General features: G+C 61.6%; 17 protein-coding genes. 9 read left to right on the top strand and 8 right to left on the bottom strand.

The genetic code is table 11. The features are described 5' to 3' along the window. Positions 1-55 precede the first annotated feature (55 nt). Positions 56-1,438, bottom strand: a complete 1,383-nt coding sequence (locus IEX75_RS04710; protein WP_188793071.1) for an L-serine ammonia-lyase — start codon at positions 1,436-1,438, stop codon at positions 56-58. Between the two features lie 78 nt (positions 1,439-1,516). Here IEX75_RS04710 and IEX75_RS04705 point away from each other — a divergent pair, with 78 nt between their 5' ends. After that, the gene (locus IEX75_RS04705) at positions 1,517-1,753 is read left to right on the top strand and encodes a glutaredoxin family protein (RefSeq protein WP_188793070.1); all 237 of its coding nucleotides are present in this window, start codon (positions 1,517-1,519) and stop codon (positions 1,751-1,753) included. Positions 1,754-1,833: 80 nt separating this feature from the next. Here IEX75_RS04705 and IEX75_RS04700 read toward each other — a convergent pair whose 3' ends face one another. Genes IEX75_RS04700 through IEX75_RS04690 form a run of 3 tightly spaced genes read right to left on the bottom strand, consistent with a single transcriptional unit; the run spans position 1,834 to position 3,577 of the window. Beyond that, complete coding sequence (locus IEX75_RS04700; RefSeq protein WP_188794322.1) at positions 1,834-2,376, bottom strand: YceI family protein; 543 nt, start codon at positions 2,374-2,376, stop codon at positions 1,834-1,836. Between the two features lie 8 nt (positions 2,377-2,384). Further along, complete coding sequence (locus IEX75_RS04695) at positions 2,385-2,966, bottom strand: cytochrome b (RefSeq protein WP_188793069.1); 582 nt, start codon at positions 2,964-2,966, stop codon at positions 2,385-2,387. Next, entirely contained in the window at positions 2,963-3,577 is a 615-nt protein-coding gene (locus tag IEX75_RS04690) for a YceI family protein (RefSeq protein WP_188793068.1), read from the bottom strand. Before IEX75_RS04690 ends, IEX75_RS04695 begins: the two co-directional genes overlap by 4 nt. Before the next feature lie 187 nt (positions 3,578-3,764). On the opposite strand from IEX75_RS04690, the gene IEX75_RS04685 reads away from it, so the two are divergent. Beyond that, on the top strand, positions 3,765-7,358 hold the full coding sequence (locus tag IEX75_RS04685; RefSeq protein WP_188793067.1) for a hybrid sensor histidine kinase/response regulator: 3,594 nt from the start codon (positions 3,765-3,767) through the stop codon (positions 7,356-7,358). A 26-nt stretch (positions 7,359-7,384) separates the two neighbouring features. On the opposite strand, the gene IEX75_RS04680 is transcribed toward IEX75_RS04685, so the two are convergent. Together IEX75_RS04680 and IEX75_RS04675 are read right to left on the bottom strand one after the other, a co-directional pair. After that, on the bottom strand, positions 7,385-7,807 hold the full coding sequence (locus IEX75_RS04680) for a DNA polymerase III subunit chi (protein ID WP_188793066.1): 423 nt from the start codon (positions 7,805-7,807) through the stop codon (positions 7,385-7,387). Positions 7,808-7,869: 62 nt separating this feature from the next. After that, positions 7,870-9,357 (bottom strand): leucyl aminopeptidase, encoded by a 1,488-nt coding sequence (locus IEX75_RS04675; RefSeq protein WP_188793065.1) that lies wholly within the window; start codon positions 9,355-9,357, stop codon positions 7,870-7,872. A 98-nt stretch (positions 9,358-9,455) separates the two neighbouring features. On the opposite strand from IEX75_RS04675, the gene lptF reads away from it, so the two are divergent. The 4 genes from lptF to ltaE all read left to right on the top strand — a co-directional run bounded on the left by lptF (position 9,456) and on the right by ltaE (position 13,271). Beyond that, positions 9,456-10,559, top strand: coding sequence for an LPS export ABC transporter permease LptF (gene lptF, locus IEX75_RS04670; RefSeq protein WP_188793064.1), 1,104 nt, complete (start codon positions 9,456-9,458; stop codon positions 10,557-10,559). After that, positions 10,559-11,662, top strand: coding sequence for an LPS export ABC transporter permease LptG (lptG, locus tag IEX75_RS04665; RefSeq protein WP_188793063.1), 1,104 nt, complete (start codon positions 10,559-10,561; stop codon positions 11,660-11,662). The genes lptF and lptG overlap by 1 nt, the downstream gene beginning before the upstream one ends. A gap of 22 nt (positions 11,663-11,684) precedes the next feature. Further along, entirely contained in the window at positions 11,685-12,116 is a 432-nt protein-coding gene (locus IEX75_RS04660; protein WP_229720634.1) for a putative toxin-antitoxin system toxin component, PIN family, read from the top strand. A 138-nt stretch (positions 12,117-12,254) separates the two neighbouring features. Next, positions 12,255-13,271: a low-specificity L-threonine aldolase gene (gene ltaE, locus IEX75_RS04655; protein ID WP_188793061.1), complete on the top strand. Its 1,017-nt coding sequence runs from the start codon at positions 12,255-12,257 to the stop codon at positions 13,269-13,271. 56 nt (positions 13,272-13,327) lie between these two features. Here ltaE and IEX75_RS04650 read toward each other — a convergent pair whose 3' ends face one another. Then, positions 13,328-14,599 carry a polyhydroxyalkanoate depolymerase gene (locus tag IEX75_RS04650; protein ID WP_188793060.1) on the bottom strand — a complete coding sequence of 424 codons (1,272 nt, stop codon included), beginning with the start codon at positions 14,597-14,599 and terminating at the stop codon, positions 13,328-13,330. 136 nt (positions 14,600-14,735) lie between these two features. Beyond that, positions 14,736-15,236, bottom strand: a complete 501-nt coding sequence (locus tag IEX75_RS04645) for an RDD family protein (RefSeq protein ID WP_188793059.1) — start codon at positions 15,234-15,236, stop codon at positions 14,736-14,738. Positions 15,237-15,315: 79 nt separating this feature from the next. Between IEX75_RS04645 and xerD the strand changes: the two genes are divergently transcribed. The 3 genes from xerD (at position 15,316) to IEX75_RS04630 (ending at position 18,052) form a co-directional block, all read left to right on the top strand. Continuing rightward, positions 15,316-16,239: a site-specific tyrosine recombinase XerD gene (gene xerD, locus IEX75_RS04640; RefSeq protein ID WP_188793058.1), complete on the top strand. Its 924-nt coding sequence runs from the start codon at positions 15,316-15,318 to the stop codon at positions 16,237-16,239. Positions 16,240-16,346: 107 nt separating this feature from the next. Continuing rightward, a complete protein-coding gene (locus IEX75_RS04635; RefSeq protein ID WP_188793057.1) occupies positions 16,347-17,129 on the top strand; it encodes a disulfide isomerase DsbC N-terminal domain-containing protein in 783 nt (260 codons plus the stop codon). Between the two features lie 56 nt (positions 17,130-17,185). Further along, on the top strand, positions 17,186-18,052 hold the full coding sequence (locus tag IEX75_RS04630; RefSeq protein ID WP_188793056.1) for a DNA ligase: 867 nt from the start codon (positions 17,186-17,188) through the stop codon (positions 18,050-18,052). Positions 18,053-18,082 lie beyond the last annotated feature (30 nt).

Below are 18,082 nucleotides of genomic sequence, written 5' to 3'. Positions count from 1 at the left end.
AAACCCCAACGCAACGGTGTACGTGGCAATGTTGGGGTTTGCACCCCAACCTACCTCAGCACTCGATCACGTTCACCGCTAACCCGCCACGCGACGTTTCCTTGTACTTGTCCTTCATATCAAGACCCGTATCGCGCATGGTCTTGATCACCTTGTCGAGCGATACGCGATGCTTGCCATCGCTCTTCAGCGCCATGCGGCTGGCGTTGATGGCTTTGACGGCGCCCATGGCGTTGCGCTCAATGCATGGAATTTGCACCAGTCCGCCGATGGGATCGCAGGTGAGGCCGAGGTTGTGTTCCATGCCGATTTCAGCGGCGTTCTCGATCTGGTGAATGCTGCCGCCTAGCGCCGCAGTAAGACCGCCGGCAGCCATCGAGCATGCGACACCGACTTCACCTTGGCAGCCGACTTCGGCGCCGGAGATGGAGGCGTTCTCTTTGTAGAGAATGCCGATCGCTGCCGCCGTAAGCAGAAAATCGACCACGCCGTGTTCGTCGGACTTGGGGCAGAAGCGATGGTAGTAATGCAGCACGGCCGGCACGATGCCCGCAGCGCCGTTGGTCGGTGCGGTGACGACGCGTCCGCCTGCAGCGTTTTCCTCGTTCACCGCCAGCGCGTAGAGGTTTACCCAGTCGAGAATGGTGAGCGGATCCTTGAGCGATGCTTCGGGCTGGTTGCGCAATTCCGACGCCATGGCCGGCGCGCGGCGCGATACCTTGAGGCCGCCCGGCAGCGTGCCCGGCGAACGCAGGCCTCGCTCGACGCAACCCTGCATGGCCTTCCAGATCGTCAGCAGGCCGGCACGTACTTCCGCTTCGCTGCGCCAGACCTTCTCGTTTTCCATCATCAGCTGCGGAATGGTCAGGCCATGCTGCTCGCATAGCGCCAGCAATTGCTCACCCGTGTGGAAAGGGTAGGGTTGTTCGGTGGTGTCGGCGACGATGCGATCTTCCGCTGCCTCATCGTGGTTGACCACGAAACCGCCACCGACGGAGTAGTAGTCGCGCGTCGCCAGTTCGTTGCCGTCGGCATCATAGGCCGTAAAGCGCATGCCGTTGGTGTGGAACGGCAGCTTCTGGCGCTTGTTGAACACCAGGTCGCGCTTTTCGTCGAAATCGATCTCATGCTTGCCGAGCACGCGGATGCGATGCGTGGTGCGCACACGCTTGAGAATCTCGGGAATCTGATCGGGATCGACCGTATCCGGGTGTTCACCTTCGAAGCCAAGAATGACGGCCTTGTCGGTGCCATGTCCGCGGCCGGTCATCGCCAGCGATCCATACAGCTCCGCGCGCACGCGGGTGACGCGATCCAGTGCGCCTTTTTCCTCCAGCCAACGCTCGGAAAAGCGGGCTGCCGCACGCATGGGGCCTACGGTGTGGGAGGAAGACGGGCCGATGCCGATCTTGAAGATATCAAAGGCGCTGACAGCCATGTGGGGGCACTGCGATGACGGGGATGAACGGGCTATTCTACGCGGGCATTTCCGCCGGGGCATTCTGCAAGCGCACGTATGGCCGATTTCGTGCTTTATCAACGCGATTACTGTCACCTGTGCGACATCGCATTGGCCGTATTGGCCGAGGCGCGCTTGCCCGATTTCGATAGCGTGTGGGTCGATGACAGTGAAGAGCTGGAGCGCCGCTACGGCACCCGGGTGCCGGTGCTGTGCGAGGTGCGCACGGGGCGTGAATTGGACTGGCCGTTCGATGCGGTGGCGGTGGCGCGCTGGATCATTGCCGAGCGATAGACGTAGGTTGGGGTGCAAACCCCAACATCGCCATAATTTGCCATCACGCCATGTTGGGGTTTGCACCCCAACCTACGGCATTATTTTGAGCTAAGTACTAGATGCGCGGTTACTTTCACATCCGGCCCAATCACCGACGTATCGGCGTACTGTCCGCCGCCCACGCCGAAATCCAGCCGCTTCACCGTGCCACTTACATCCAGCGTGCCGCCGTTGCCCTGCGGCTTGAACACGACATTCAAGCTCACCGGCTTGGTCACGCCGCGCAAGGTCAGCATGCCATCAGCAACCACCTGGCTACCTTGCTGATGGAATGCGGTAGTGACGAAGTGGGCTTGCGGGTATTTCGCCACGTTGAAGAAATCTGCCCCAGGCAGCGCACTGTCGCGATCATTGTCGCCGGTCTTGGCGCTGGCAAGATCGACCGTCACGTCGAATTTCGACGTGGCCAACTTCGTTGCGTCGTAGCTGATCGCGGCGGTCCATTTGCCGAAGTGGCCATCGAAGCTGCTGCCCTGGAAGTTGCTGGTGAAGCCAAGCGTGCTACCCGATTGCACGGTGTAATCGGCAGCGCTGGCGATGCATGGCGTTGCCAAGGCAAGCAACAGGGCAAGGGAAGAAATACGGATATTCATGTGAGCTCTCCTGAAGTTGTCTTGCTTTGACGCACGCGAGCGAAGGGCAGCATGCGTCGCAATACGTTGTCCCGTTCAAAGAAATGGTGTTTCAAGGCGGCGCCGACGTGTCCCGCCAGCACAAGCAGCAACAGGTAGAACAACCATTCGTGCACCTCGCCCGCGAGATGCGAAAGATCGTCGTTCTTCGCCGCCAGCGCCGGCAGATTGAACAGTTTGAACCACTGCAGCGGATAACCGTGCAGCGAGTTGAACAACCAGCCGCTCAACGGCATGGCGAGGATGAACGCGTACAGCAATGCGTGCGTGAGGTGCGCCACTACACGCTGCCAACGCGGCATGGGTTCGTCAGGCGGTGCGCCGTCATACAGCCGCCAGGCCAGGCGCAATGCAAACAGCGCCAGCACGGTCAGGCCGATCGACTTGTGCAGGGCATAAATGCTGATCTTGCTCATCGAGGGTGCCATGCCGGTCATCAGCAAGCCCCATATACCGTTGCCGAGAATCCCCAGGGCGACGATCCAATGAAAGAACTTGGCGACCGAACCCCACTGGCGGCCGTCACTACGCAAACTCATGGATGCTCCTTATCGTTGTTTGAACTGTCGCGAATGCCCTCAAGTTCCAGCCAGATCGCAACGCTATGGCCGATGGCATTGGGAAAGCCGTTGATGCCGAACACAGTGCGATCAAGCATGGCCGTGGCGGAAAAACCGGCCACCGTGTGCAGGCCATAGATCGTCTTGCCGATGCGATTGACGCGAAAGGGCATATCGATCGGCTGGCTCACGCCGTGCAGGGTGAGTGTGCCGTGCAGCATGCCGTGCGTATCGTCCTTGCGTTCCACCGACGTGCTGACGAAGTGCGCGGTCGGATAGGTCTTGCAATCGAGCAGCGAGGTTTTGCATGCCGCGTCGTTCCAGCTGGCGTCGCCCATGTCCAGGCTGCGCATGTCGATATCCAGCTCGGTACTGGATTTTGACCAGTCGTCAGGATCGAAGCGCAGCGAGCCCTGGGCGATATGCAGCCTTCCCAGTGGGCGTGAGAAACCATCGTGGTCGATGCTGAAGACGATCTGGCTGTGCACCGTGTCGTAGCGATAATTGTCGGACGCCGCAAGCGCAGGTTGCATGGACAGACAGCCAAAACATGACGTCAGCAACAGATTGGCGTGGCGGCGAAGGTTCATCCTAGGAGTCTGGCGGAAACGTTTTGGCTCCGCCAGCGCACGGACAGAAACGGATTGTTGCATTGCCATGAACAACACGTGCGACAGTCAGACGGAACTGGCATGATTTCTCTTTGCGACGCGCACGGGTAGGGTGACTGCTTCGCCTGACGTGCTTGAGGGTGAGGGCCGATTCGTGGCGGTTTTCATGTTGGGGCTGGCTTTGCTGCTGGGTGCGTCGGCGTCCGGCGGTGCTGCAGCGGCATCTGTGGCAAACCCACCGGCTCCGCCGGCGGCTACTCATGCGTCCGACCTCGCGCCGTTGCCGACGCCCCAGTTCCGCCGCTATGGCACCCAGGATGGACTGCCCAGCAGCGTCGTCTACACCGTAGTCCAGGATCATGACGGCGCCATGTGGTTCGGCACCAAGGGCGGCCTTGCCCGTTTCGATGGCGTGCGCTTCCAGGTGTTCCGGCACATCGAGAACGATCCGGACTCGCTTTACAACAACGAGATTTCGACCTTGCTGGTCGACCAGCAAGGCAAGCTCTGGGCTGGCAGCCTGGACGCCGGCTTGAATCGCTACGACGCTGCGACAGGCAAATTCACGCACTGGGGACACGATCCGGGCAATCCACAAAGCCTGGCCAGCGATCAGGTGTGGGTGATCGTGCAAACGCCGGACGGCACGATCTGGGTTGGCACCGGCGACGGTCTGGATCGCATGCTGCCCGATGGCCAGGGTTTCGAGCATGTCACCAATCCCTTGCTCGGTCTGTACCCCAGCGATTTTGGGACAGTAGCTACGTTGTATGTCGACCCCAAGGGACGCCTGTGGGTGGGTTCCGATCGCGGTGTGTTTCGCCGCGAAGCTGATGGTGGCTTCGTACGCATCAAGCCTGCAGACCCCGGCCAATCGATGGATGCCTGGCGCATCAATGGCAAGGGCAATGAAGTGCGGGTTGCCACCGGGCAAGGTTTGTTGATGGTCGGACCGGACGACGTGGCCCGACTGTTTGGCGAACCGACCATTCCGCACAAGACCAACGTGATGACCAGCACGCGCGACAAGGCCGGTCACCTGTGGATCGGCACTCAGCGTGGCATGTATCTGCAGATGAGCCCGGATGCGCCCGTCATTCAATTGGTCAATCAGCCGTTACTGCATGGCAATCTGCCGGGTATCTGGATATGGCAGACGCTGGTCGATCGTGAAGGCGGCCTGTGGGTAACGACATTCGAGGGCGGTGTTGCCTATCTCGCTCCCGGCTGGAACCGCTTCAGCCGTTTCACGCACATTCCCGACGATCCCGACAGCCTGCGTGATTCGATGGCCACCAGCATGGCGCGCGGCCGCGATGGCCGGCACGTATGGGTAGGGGAACGCGATGGCCGCGTCGACCGGTTGGACCCTGTGACCGGCAAGGTCGAACACATTCTCGACGGGCTCGGCGGCGATGTGGTCGGCATGACCGAAGATTTCCGCCAGCGCCTGTGGATCGATCAGCAGGGCGCGTTGTATCGCTACGACTATGTGCACAACCGGCTCGACCAGGTCGATCCGCAACACAAGGTGCTTGATCGTCCGCTCGAGGTCGAACCCGGCCCCGACGGCATGATGTACGCGCGTACCTTCGGTGACGGCATTTTCCGCATTGATCCGGAAACGCTGGCGGTGTCGCCGGTGGACATGGACAAGCCGAACGAAAAGGTGATGTGGGGCAGCCAGATGACGCTCTACAAGGACACGTTCTGGTACGCCAGCGATGGCGGCCTGATGTGGTTCGATCGGACACGCAACCGTTTCGTGATGGTGCCGGGCATTCCTGTCGGCAAAGCCATTGATGCGTTCGACTTCGATCGCACCGGTGTCTGGGTGGCCACCGAGGATGGCCTGTCGCATTACCACCACGATGGCCAGCGCATGGTGCTGGACAAGACGGTAGACGCCGAACACGGCTGGCCATCCTTGCGTGCCGTGGACGTGGACCTCGATTGCCTGGGACGCGTGTGGATTTTCAGCATCGAAGGACTGTGGCGCTACGATCCTGCAAAGGGCAGCTTCTACCATGTCGGTTTGCAGAATGGCCTTGCGAATGGCGAGTTCGACCGCGGTTATGCGTTGCTGCCCAATGGCTATCTCTATGCGGCGACGAACGGCGGTGTGGTTGGATTCGATCCGGACAAGGTGGACCCGCCGCCCTTGCCGTCTACGTTGTCGGTGACGGGGATCACCGTGCAGCACAAGGGGATGTTGCGGTATCTGCCTTTGAATCCGCAGCCGATCCGCGTCAGCTGGCGCGACAGTCAGTTGCACATCCAGGCTACGTTGTTCTCGTACATCAATCCTTCGGCCAATCAGTATCGATTCCGTCTCAATGGTTTCGACAGCGACTGGGTGGATCGCGACAACCATGGCGAGCGCGAATTCACTGGCCTTGGCAGTGGCAACTACACCCTCGATGTCATGGCGCGCAGCTCAGAGGGTGAGTGGGTCCAGCTTGCCGCGCCGTTGCACATCGTCGTGCAAGCGCCGCCGTGGCTGCGCTGGTGGGCATGGCTGCTTTATGTGTGCGTCATCGTGGCCCTGGGCTTTCTGGTGATGCACGCGTGGCGCCGCCGCTTGGCGCACCGCCGCCGCATTCTGTTCGCGGAACAGCGGCACCAGATCGCCGAGCAGGCGAGCGCCGCCAAGAGCCGCTTCCTTGCCACGCTCAGTCACGAAATCCGCACGCCGATGACGGGCATGATGGGCATGGCCGAGTTGTTGCTGGCCACGCCCTTGAACGATACGCAGCGCGAATATGCCGAATCCATGCAGCGCGCGAGCAACCTGTTGCTCAAGCTATTGAACGATGCGCTGGATCTGGCGCGCATCGAAGCCGGCAAGCTCGTGCTGGATCCGACGCCATTCGAACTGCGGCCGGTATTGCAGGATGTCGTGCGCCTGCAAAGAGGTGCTGCGCACGCTAAGCGCCTGACACTCGAGTTGCATGTCGATGAAGACGTGCCTGCCTTGCTGATCGGCGACGCGTTGCGTATTCGCCAGGTGCTGTTCAACCTGGTCAACAACGCGGTGAAGTTCACCGAGCGTGGCGGCATCCGTATCCATGTCAGTTGGACGGATGACATGTTGTCGCTGGACGTGAGCGATACCGGCCCCGGCATCTCCGAAACCAGCCGCGTGCGCTTGTTCAGCCGTTTCGAGCAGGACGATGGTCCGCAACGCAGCATCGGCAGCGGCCTGGGCTTGGCAATCTGCAACGAACTGGTCGGGCTGATGGGCGGCCGTATGACGCTGGATTCGACCCTGGGTGAAGGCAGCACGTTCCACGTGCGTTTGCCTTTGGAAATTGCGCCGGCAACGGCGCGGGATGAATCGGATCGCAGTCACCGGCGCGTGCTGAATGTCTTGCTGGTGGAAGGGGATCCCACGATTGCGGATACCGTTCGCGCGATGCTCGAATATCAGGGGCACTGCGTGCGCCATGCCAATCACGGCCTGAATGCCTTGGCGGAACTGGCTACGGAACCGTGCGACGTGATGCTGCTTGAGCTGGATCTGCCTGGTATCGATGGATTCCAGGTGGCGCAATTGATACGTCACGGTGAAGTCATCGGCGAACACGTGCCGATCGTTGCCTTGACGGTGCGTGGCGATAAGGAGGAGATCATGCGTGGACGTCAGGTGGGCATCGACGCGTTCTTGCACAAACCGTTGAACGGTATGCAACTGGCCTCGGCGATGCAGGACGCGATGGCGGCACGCGCGGCCGCTTCAAAACAGACTCATCTAGCGTAAGCCGGCACGCCCATTGCCGGGCCGCATCACATGTCGTGCTTGTTCACTTCAAAGCCCAGCCGCTGATACTCGCGCCAACGTACACGCGAGCCTTCGCGTTCTTCAGGGTTCGCCGCCACGACCTCCAGCACGCGCTCGCCGTAGCTCTGTGGACATTGTTCGCGCAGGTTGATGATCAGCGGGCGCGCAGGTGTGTCGACACCGGGCGGGGCAATCAGCACGGCCGTATGCGTGTCGTCGTCATCGCCGGCAAGCTGATGCGGAATATAGGTGTCGTCGTCGAACGACCACAGCAGCTCATCCAATGCTTCTGCCTGCTCGAAATCACGCGTGAGGATGAGCGTGGGTTGTTGCGCGGCGAACGCTTTGCGCGCCAGTTCGCACACGAGCAACAGCGGTTGCTCGCTGAAACGCGGCTTGGCGATGAGGTAGAAGTCGGCGCGGGGCATCGTCGTCAATGGCGAAATAGGGAAGGGAACAGAAGCCGTAAGGCTTCTGTTCCCAGGCTTGATCAGCCGGCGCGGTCGATCAACCACTGCGCCAGCAGCGGCACCGGCCGACCGGTGGCCAGGCCCTTGCGGCCTTCATCCCACGCCGTGCCGGCGATATCCAGATGCGCCCAGCGCTGGCCTTCGGTGAAACGCGAGAGGAAGCAGCCGGCCGTGATGGCACCGGCGTTCTTGCCGCCAATGTTGGCGACGTCGGCAAAGCCGGATTCCAACTGCACCTGATAGTCGTCCCACAGCGGCAGCCGCCAGGCGCGGTCGAGCGAGATGTCGCCTGCGCTCAACAGCTCTTCGGCCAAGTCGTCGTGCTTGCTCATCAGGCCGCTGGCGTACTTGCCCAGTGCGATCACGCAGGCGCCAGTCAGCGTGGCAGCGTCGATCAGTACTTTGGGCTGGAAGGTTTGCGCGGTGTAGGTCAGCGCGTCGCAGAGAATCAGACGGCCTTCGGCATCGGTGTTGAGCACTTCGATGGTGAGGCCGGACAGGCTGGTAAGCACGTCGCTGGGACGATAGCTGTCGCCATCGGGCATGTTTTCCACCGCCGGCACCACGCAGACGAGATTGATCTTCAGACCCAGTTTCACGGCTGACACGAATGCGCCGAGCACACCGGCTGCACCACCCATGTCGAATTTCATTTCCTCCATGCCCGGGCCGGGCTTGAGGCTGATGCCGCCGGTGTCGAAGGTGATGCCCTTGCCGACCAGGGCGTAAGGCTTCTCGTCTGCGGCGGCGCCCTTGTACTCGAGCACGATCAGTTTCGGCTTGTTGGCGGAGCCGCGGCCGACGGCCAGCAGTGAGCCGAAGCCGAGGCGTTCCATTTCTTCGTGATCGAGCACCTTGCAGCTGACTTGGTTGTCTGCATGGGCGTCGGCAAACTTCACGGCCTGCTCGGCGATATACGCCGGGTTGCAGATATTTGGCGGCAAATTGGCCAGTTCGCGTGCGAAACGCACGCCTTCGGCAATGGCCACGGCCTGATCCAGACCCGCCTGTGCGTCCGTGGCGAAGCCCATGCTGAGCAGTTCCGGCTGGCCGGTCTTCTCACGCGGCTTGAAGGTGGCGGTGTAGCGGTAAGTGGCGTAATCGGCCGCCAGCGCAGCGGTGCGCACGCGCCATGCGGCATCACGCCCGGGGACGTCGGCTTCGGCGAGGAAGGACACGGCGCTGTCGATCGGCAGACGCGTGAGCGCACGCGCTGCTTCCAGGTTCACCTTCTGAAAGCGCGCCGCATCGAAACCCTTCTGGCCACCCAGGCCGACGACCAGCACGCGCTTGGCCTGCACGCCTTCGGGTGCGAACAGCAGGGTCGTGCTGCCGGCCTTGCCGTTGATGTCGCCGCTTTCCACCTGGCGTTTGATCGCACCGCCGGCCGCGCTGTCCACGCGTGCCGCGGCGCTGGTGAGCAGGCCATTTTCGTAGACGCCGACCACCACGCACGGGGTGTCGACGGTTTCGGGGGCGGCGGAGGCTGGGCTGAATTGAAGCGTCATCGTCAAGTTCCTGCGGGAAGACCGGCACGCACCGAACCGGCTAGACTACGGGTTTGCCTGCCAGGACTGGCGAGGCACGGAACCCATAATTCTATCGCATGCTGAGCATCCTAGACCGGTATTTTCTGCGCGAACTGGGTACGACCATCGGTGCCACGGTCGTCGTGCTGCTGGTGATCATGGCCGGCACCACCTTCGCGCACGTGCTCGAACAGGTGGCCAAGGGCAGCTTCCCCGCCAGTGTGATGTTCCAGGTGCTGGGGCTGAACATGGTCGACACCTTGTCCAGCATGCTGCCGCTGGCGGGCTTCCTGGGCGTGCTGCAGACCTTCGGGCGCATGTACCGCGAAAGCGAAATGCATGTGCTGGCTTCCTCGGGCATGGGCATGGGCGGGTTGCTGCGACCCATGGCGATCGTGGCGGTGATCATGCTCGTGCTGGTCAGTGCGGTGTCGATGTGGCTGGGCCCCTGGTCGGCACGCACATCCGACAACCTGGTTGCAGCCGCCAACCGTTCCATCATTGCTGCGGGTCTCGATGCGGGCCGCTTTACCGAGCTGCCAGGCAAGGGCGGCATCATCCTGGTCGATACGCTGAGCCGCGACGGCCAGAAGCTGGGCCGTACCTTCATCGCCGCCGAACGCACCAACAAGGATGGCAGCCTGGTGATGAAGATGGCCACCGGCCAGCACGGCAACCTCTACTCCAACAGCGACAGCAGCAATCGCTACCTGGCGCTGTACGACGGCTGGCAATACGAGATTCCGCTGGGTGCAGACAACTGGCGCCGCATGAAGTACGAGCGCAACGATAGCGCGCTGTCGGCGATCCAGTCAGATGATGAAACGGATCCGATTCACAACCTCGATATGTCTGATCTCTTGCGCAACACCACGCCCGATGCGCGTGCCGAATTCGCGTGGCGCACGGTGGTGCCGCTGATGACGCTGGCGTTGCTGATGCTGGCGATGCCGCTGTCGAAGCAGACGCCGCGTGAACCACGCTACGGACGCATGCTCATCGCCGTGCTCGGCTTCTTCCTCTACTACAACTTGCTCGCCTTGTGCCGCGGTCAGCTAGCCAAGGGACACTGGCACCACGCCACACCGATGTGGTTGCTCAGTCTTGGATTGTTTGCGATTGCCGCTTGGAATTTCCGCAATCAGTATGCAGCGCGTGCGCCGCGCAAGGCGAGGGCCTGATGGCTAGCTTGCGCATCAAGCGCGTCGATTGGCTGATCGGCATGACCGTCTTCGGTTCGTTGCTGATGGTGTGGCTGGTGCTGGTGGGCCTGGATGCGATGATCCAGTTCGTGCGCCAGCTCGGTTTCATCGGACGCAACGGCTACACGCTCAGCAATGCCATTTTCTACATCGTGGTGACGATTCCGCGCCGCATGTACGAGATGTTCAGCTTTGCGGCGCTGATCGGCGGATTGATGGGGCTCGGCGGCCTGGCCTCCACCGGCGAGTTGACCGCCTTGCGCGCGGCAGGCATGTCGCGCTTGCGTATTGCCGTATCGGCGGTGGGTGTGGTGGCGGTGCTGGTGGCCGGCGTGGTCGTCATGGGCGAAACCGTCGGGCCATGGGGCGACCAGCAGGCGCAGGCTTTGCAATTGCGTCTGCGTTCCGGCGGCAACCTCGGGCTTACCAGCAGCGGTTTGTGGGCGCGCGATGGGGACCGCATCATCAACGCCAAGAACAGCGCGCTGCGCAATGCGGGCGATCACTCCTTCGTACAGCTGAGCGATGTACGCGTATTCACGCTCACGCCCGATGGCCGGCAGCTGAGCCGCTTCGATGAGGCCAGTACGGCCGAGCAAGTCGGCAAGCAATGGGTACTCGACCACGTGCGCACCACCACGATGGACGACAACGGCGTGCACAGCAGTACTTCCGCCAACGAACGCTGGGATTCCAGGCTCGATCCGGAAGTGCTGCAGCAGTCGCTGGTGCAGCCGCAGTACCTGGCCATGCGCGATCTGCAGCACATCATCACCTACAAGCGTAAGAACGGCGAAAACACCCGGCCCTACGAGACACCGTTCTGGGGGCGCGTGATGTATCCGCTCAACGTGATGGTGTTGGTGTTGTGCACCATGCCGTTCGCCTTCGGCGCGCTGCGCTCGGGCGGCCTGGGTAAGCGAATTTTCATGGGCATGATCATCGCCATCAGCTGGTACTTCGTGCAGAAGGCCATCGTGAGCTTCGGTACGGTGTACGGCATTCCGCCGCTGGCTGCGAACGTGTTGCCGGCGTTCCTGATGGTGTTCATCGCCTGGTTCTACTTCCGTAAAAATGCGTGAGGTGTCCGGCGCATTGCGGTTCGTGCCTGACACCAACGTATGCCTCGATCTGTTTGTCTTTGAAGACCCGCAATGTGTCGCGTTGCTGGAAGCGGTGCGCGCGGGTGACGTCGAGCTAGTCACCCGCGAGGACTGCCGGGCCGAATGGCACGCCGTGCTGACATATCCACAGTTGAAGCTGGATGAGCGGCGACGCCTGCAAGCCATTGCGACTTTTGACCGGTACGTGCATGGCATCGCGCCCTCGGACACCCTCGTAAGAAACGACGGTGTGGTGCTGCCGCGCTGCCGTGATCGTGACGATCAGAAATTCCTGGAACTTGCCTACCAGGCTCGCGCACGAGCATTGCTCACACGCGACGAGGAGTTGCTGCGCCTGGCCCGACGCACGCAACGCGAAGGTTTGTTCGCGATCCTGCCGCCGGCGTTATGGCGAGAGGCGATAAGCGCGTAGCCCGTAGGTGGTGTAAACCCCAACATCGTCATGTATGACATGGCGTCAAGTTGGGGTTTGCACCCAGCCTACGTGGCTTGCCCGCAGTCACGGTACCCGGCAAAGTCATAGATACCCCACTCACCCAATGAGGACGCCATGGACTGGATCGACCTGCGCAGCGACACCGTTACCAAGCCGACACGCGCCATGCGCGACGCCATGCTCGACGCCGAGGTCGGCGATGATGTCTATGGCGAAGACCCCACCGTCAATGCGCTACAGCAACGTCTTGCCGCCGATCTCGGTTTCGAGGCGGGATTGTTCGTCCCATCCGGCACGCAATCGAACCTGCTGGCCCTGATGTCGCATTGCGAGCGTGGCGATGAATACATCGTCGGTGCCGATGCGCACACTTACAAATTCGAAGGTGGCGGCGCGGCAGTGCTGGGTTCGATCCAGCCACAGCCCATTCCACACGACGTCGACGGCACGCTGCCGCTGGACAAGGTGACGGCGGCGATCAAGCCGATCGATCCCCATTTCGCGCGTACCCGTCTACTGGCGCTGGAAAACACCTGGCACGGTCGTGTGATTCCACAGGATTATCTGCATGCTGCCCGCGATTTCACCCGCGAGCGCGGGCTGGCCTTGCATCTGGACGGTGCGCGGCTCTACAACGCAGCGGTAGCGGGCGGCGTTTCGCCACGTAACATCGCACAGCACTTCGACAGTGTTTCGGTGTGTCTGTCGAAAGGATTGGGCGCGCCGGTCGGTTCGGTGCTGGTCGGCTCCGCCGTGTTGGTCGAGAAGGCACGGCGCTGGCGCAAGGTGGCAGGCGGCGGCTGGCGCCAGGCCGGCATCCTGGCGGCCGCATGCTCATATGCGCTGGACCACCATGTGGCGCGCCTCGCGGACGATCACGCGCGTGCTGTGCGCTTGGCCAATGGCCTGAGCGAGATTGCGGGCATCAAGCTGCTTGGTCAGCACACCAATATGGTGTTCATTGACGTGCCGGCCGAACGGCTGCGCGAACTGGATACGCATCTGCGTGCCGCTTCGATACGCATCAGCATCGGATATTTGCCGACCTTGCGTCTGGTGACGCATCTGGATGTCGATGATGCAGGCGTCGAACGCGTGATCAAGGCGTTTGCGGCGTTCTTTGGCCGCTAAAAAGTTGGCCGCCATTCCCGCTTTGGGAATGACGGCCATGTGCTTGCAACCTGCGATCAGGCGCGTTTGCTGGATACCAGCGCCAACTCCGAGCGGCGGATAAAGTCACGTACCTGCGGATACACCACTTCGCGCCAGCGCCGGCCGCTGAAGATGCCGTAGTGACCGGCACCTTCGATGACGCGATGCGCCCGGCGCGAAGCTGGAATGCCGGTGCACAGATCATGCGCTGCTTCGGTCTGGCCGATGCCGGAAATATCGTCCAGCTCGCCTTCGACGGTGAGCAGGCTGGTGCGTTTGATCGCGCTGGGATCCACACGTTCGCCATTTACGTCCCACAGTCCACGCGGCAGCAGGAATTGCTGGAACACGGTGTTGATCGTATCCAGGTAATACTCCGCCGGCATGTCGAGCACGGCGTTGTATTCGTCGTAGAACTTGCGGTGCGATTCGGCGTCGTCCAGGTCGCCGCGCAAAAGATTGAGATAGAAATCCCAGTGCGAACTCAGATGGCGGCCTGGATTCATCGCCACGAAACCGGCGTGCTGCAGAAAGCCCGGATACACTTCGCGGCCATGGCCCGGATAGTTGATCGGCACCGTGTGGATCACGTTGCCGCGGAACCAGCTCAGCGGTTGCTGCGTCGCCAGGTTGTTCACGCTGGTGGGGCTGCGGCGCGGATCGATCGGGCCGCCCATCATGGTCATGCTGCGTGGCGTGGCTTCACCGCGCGCGGCCATCAGCGAAATCGCGACCAGCACCGGTACGGTCGGCTGGCATACCGAGATCACGTGCAGCGATTCAGCGCCAATGTGGCGGATGAAGTTCTCGATGGTCGCGACGTAGTCGTCCAGATGGAACGGACCGGCCGAGGCGGGAATCATGCGCGCGTCGGTCCAGTCGGTGATGTACACCTTGTGGTCCTGCAGCAGCGCACGCACCGTGTCGCGCAACAGCGTGGAGTGATGGCCGGACAGCGGCGCCACCACCAGCACGACCGGTTCGGACTTCATCTTCTCGATGGTTTCCGGATCGTCACTGAAACGCTTGAACCGGCGGAGTTGGCAGAAGGGCGTCTCCAGGTCGATGCGCTCGATGATCGCGATCTGGTTGCCTTGCGCATTGGAGATGCTGTGGATGCCGAAGGCCGGCTTTTCGTAATCCTTGCCCAGCCGGTGGATCAGCTCGTAGCCCGCCGCCATGCGCTGCGCGCCCGGCAACTGGGCCAGGGGACTGCTGGGATCGGTGAGCATGCGGGCGCTGGCTTCGGCGTAGTGGCTCAAGGGGCCGAGGAAGGCGCGTTGCCATTCATGGAGCTGGTAAAGCATGGTCGTCGGGCACTGGCGGCTAAAGTCATATCATAGCCGTTTATGTGTGGTAATGCTGCATTGCGACAGGCTGCGGCTGCCTTGTGTATCAATGAGTTATAGATTGATGTGTCTCAGGCGGCCAGCGACGGCGATTTCAGCGAATCCGCCGTACCTCGGAGCCGGCCACCAAGTCGTGCACCGTCCGGGCGCGATAGTCGAAAAGCGCTGCCGCGAACCATACACACCACGCTGCAGCGATTGTCCAAAGCGCTGTGCGAAGGCCTACCGCGGGTGCCAGCAACAGCAGCAACAAGGGCAGGGCGGCGATGATCAGCCGCAGCAGCGCTTGCTGCACTGTTAGCCGCGCGCCGTTGTTGGTCGTGACACGGATGCGCCATGGCCGCATACCCAATGTCTGGCCGCCACGCAGCCACGACACCAGAAAATACGCCGCCACCACCAAGCCTTGCAGCGGCTGGTACCACCACGCGATATGCACCTGCGCACCGGTGGTGATCAGCTGGCCATGGGTGGCGAGCTGGCACAGCAATCCCACCACCATCACGATGGCCAGCACCGCGACCAGGTCGTAGAGCAGGGCGAGCAGGCGTCGCCATAGCGGGCAGGCCGTATCGATCGTGGTCGCTTGCGTCATGGTCGATCATCGACTCCGAAAATGTGTGGATGCCGCATCACGCTTGCACTACCTGTGCGTAACACCGAGCATCGTGCGCATGAAACAGAACACGAGTAAAGAGCCGGTTGCCATTGCTGAAGCGGACGAGCTGGAAATCGCGGCCTTCCTCGAACGCGTCTGGTCCGAAGACGGCCTGGCCGAACGCACGCTGCAGGCCTATCGCCAGGACCTCGAAGCGTTGTCGCGCTGGCTGGCGACGCGCGAACGAATGCTGCGCACGGCGCGGCGTGAGGACATCTCGGCTTTTCACGGCTCACAACCGGTGGCAGTGCGTTCGATGGCGCGGCGCCAGTCCGCGTTCCGCCGTTTCTATGCGTCGATGGCGCGCAATGAACCCGGCTTCGAAGATCCCACGTTGTTGATCGAGCGTCCCAAGACACCGCGCAGCTTGCCTAAAGCGCTCGCCGAACGCGAAGTGGAAGGCCTCCTGCATGCTCCCGACATATCGACCACGTTGGGTTTGCGCGACCGCGCCATGCTTGAGCTGATGTACGCCTCGGGACTGCGCGTTTCCGAACTGGTGGAGCTACCGCTGGCCGCACTCAACCCTCGCCAAGGTGTGCTGCGCGTGACCGGCAAAGGTGGCAAGGATCGATTGGTACCGGTTGGCGAGGTGGCGCTGGAATACATCCAGTCATATCTCACCCAGGCGCGCCCGGTGCTTGCCAAAGGCCGGCAACCGCCAGCACTGTTCCTGAGCAAGCGCGGCGAGGGCATGACGCGGCAGATGTTTTGGACGCTGGTCAAACGCCATGCCATCTCGGTGGGCATCAACAGCAAGCGCATTTCACCGCATGTGTTGCGGCATTCATTCGCCACGCATTTGCTGAATCACGGTGCGGATCTGCGTGCCTTGCAAATGCTGCTGGGGCACAGCGCATTGAGCACCACGCAAATTTATACGCTGGTGGCGAAAGAAGGTTTGAAGCGACTGCACGCGCAGCATCACCCTCGTGGTTAGCGAAGTGTGATGAGACAACCAGATCAGGGTTTTCCTAGCGGGCCGTTGCGGTCGATATGCGATACTTACCGCATTTCTCTCACTTAGCCGCCCTGGCAAGAGGTTGTATGTCCAAGAAGTTCTGGCTGCTTTGCATGGGCGTACTAACCCTGCATGCAGGCGCGGCGCTGGCCCAGGCTACGGTTTCTACACCGCCTCCCGTCGCCAACACACCTGAAAGCGTGGTGCGCCAGACGTTGTTGAAGCTCGTCCCCAAGGCGAAGATCGACCAGATCACGCCAGCGCCGATACCGGGTTTCTATCAGGTGATCGCGTCGGGGCATCTGGTGTACATCAGCAACGATGGCAAGTACGTGATCAACGGTGAGCTGATCGATGCCAGCAAGGGTACCAGCCTGACCGACGACGCCTGGGCTGCCTATCGCAAGACACAACTCGCCACAGTGCCGATGTCGGATCGCATCGTGTTTGCGCCACCGAATCCCAAGTACACGGTCACCGTGTTCACCGACGTGACGTGCCCCTATTGCCGTGTGCTGCACGAGCAGATCAAGGCCATCAACAAGGAAGGCATTGCCGTGCAATACCTGGCGTGGCCGCGTGCCGGCGTCACCGGCGACGATGGTCAGCTAACCAAGACGTACAAGGAAATGGTGTCGATCTGGTGCTCCGCCGACCGCAACGATGCCTTCACGGAAGCAAAGAAAGGCCGCGATCCGAAGCCTGCCGATTGCAAGAATCCGGTCAAGGATCAATTCGATCTCGGCCTGCGGCTTGGCGTGACCGGCACGCCGGCAGTCTACGCCGAGGACGGCACCTTGATCGGCGGTTATCTGTCACCGCAGGACATGCTGCAAGCGGTGCAGGCGCATTCCGGAAAGGGTAGTTGATCTATCGACATCGACGCATGCCGTCGTAACGGCTGCGTCGTTCACAGGGAAGTGTCATGCGTAAAGCGAAACGTTCGGCAGGTGTGATACGTACCCTGTCGCTGTTGATTGGGTTGACCCTGGTTGCGCCGGCTTATCCGGCGACGCTCACGCCGTCGCCGGTGATGTTGGCGAATGTCTATCATGCCGGCATTACGCTCAGCGATTACTGGGTCAGCGAAAAGTACGACGGCGTGCGCGGCTATTGGGATGGCGAGACACTGCGCACGCGCAGTGGGGCAATCATTCCAGCGCCTGCGTGGTTTACCGCCAAATTGCCCAAGACGCCGATGGATGGTGAGTTGTGGGCGGGGCGTGACCGATTCGAGCAAGCCTCGTCCACTATCCGCCAGCAGTCTGCCGATGACGAGGCATGGCGCCATATGCGCTACATGGTGTTCGACCTGCCTGCACATCCGGGGACGTTCGATCAGCGCATTCCCGTATTGCAGAAGCTTGTGGCGCAGATTGATTGTCCATGGGTGCAGGCGGTGTCGCAGTTCAAAGTCGCCAATGCGGCCGAGCTGCAACGCAAACTCGACGACATCGTGCAGGGTGGTGGTGAAGGTTTGGTGTTGCACCGTGGCGCCTCGCTGTATCGCGCCGGCCGCACGGGCGATTTGCTCAAGCTCAAGCCTTTCGACGATGCCGAAGCCCGCGTGGTCGCTCATGTGCCCGGCAAGGGCAAATACGCCGGCATGATGGGTTCGCTGCTGGTGGAACTGCCGGATGGCACGCGTTTTCGCATCGGCACCGGTTTTACCGACGAGCAACGCCACGGCCCGCCACCGGTCGGCAGCACAGTGACGTTCCGGTACCAGGGCAAGACAGCCGGTGGCAAGCCGCGCTTTGCACGGTTCATGCGGGTGCGGGACGAGCTCTAACCAGGCCCCGCGAGCCCTCTCTGCGCAGGG

This window comes from Dyella nitratireducens (assembly GCF_014642835.1).
Classification (GTDB): domain Bacteria; phylum Pseudomonadota; class Gammaproteobacteria; order Xanthomonadales; family Rhodanobacteraceae; genus Dyella_B; species Dyella_B nitratireducens.
The sequence above is the reverse complement of the archived record's forward strand: the minus strand, read 5'-3'. Positions and strand labels throughout refer to the sequence as shown.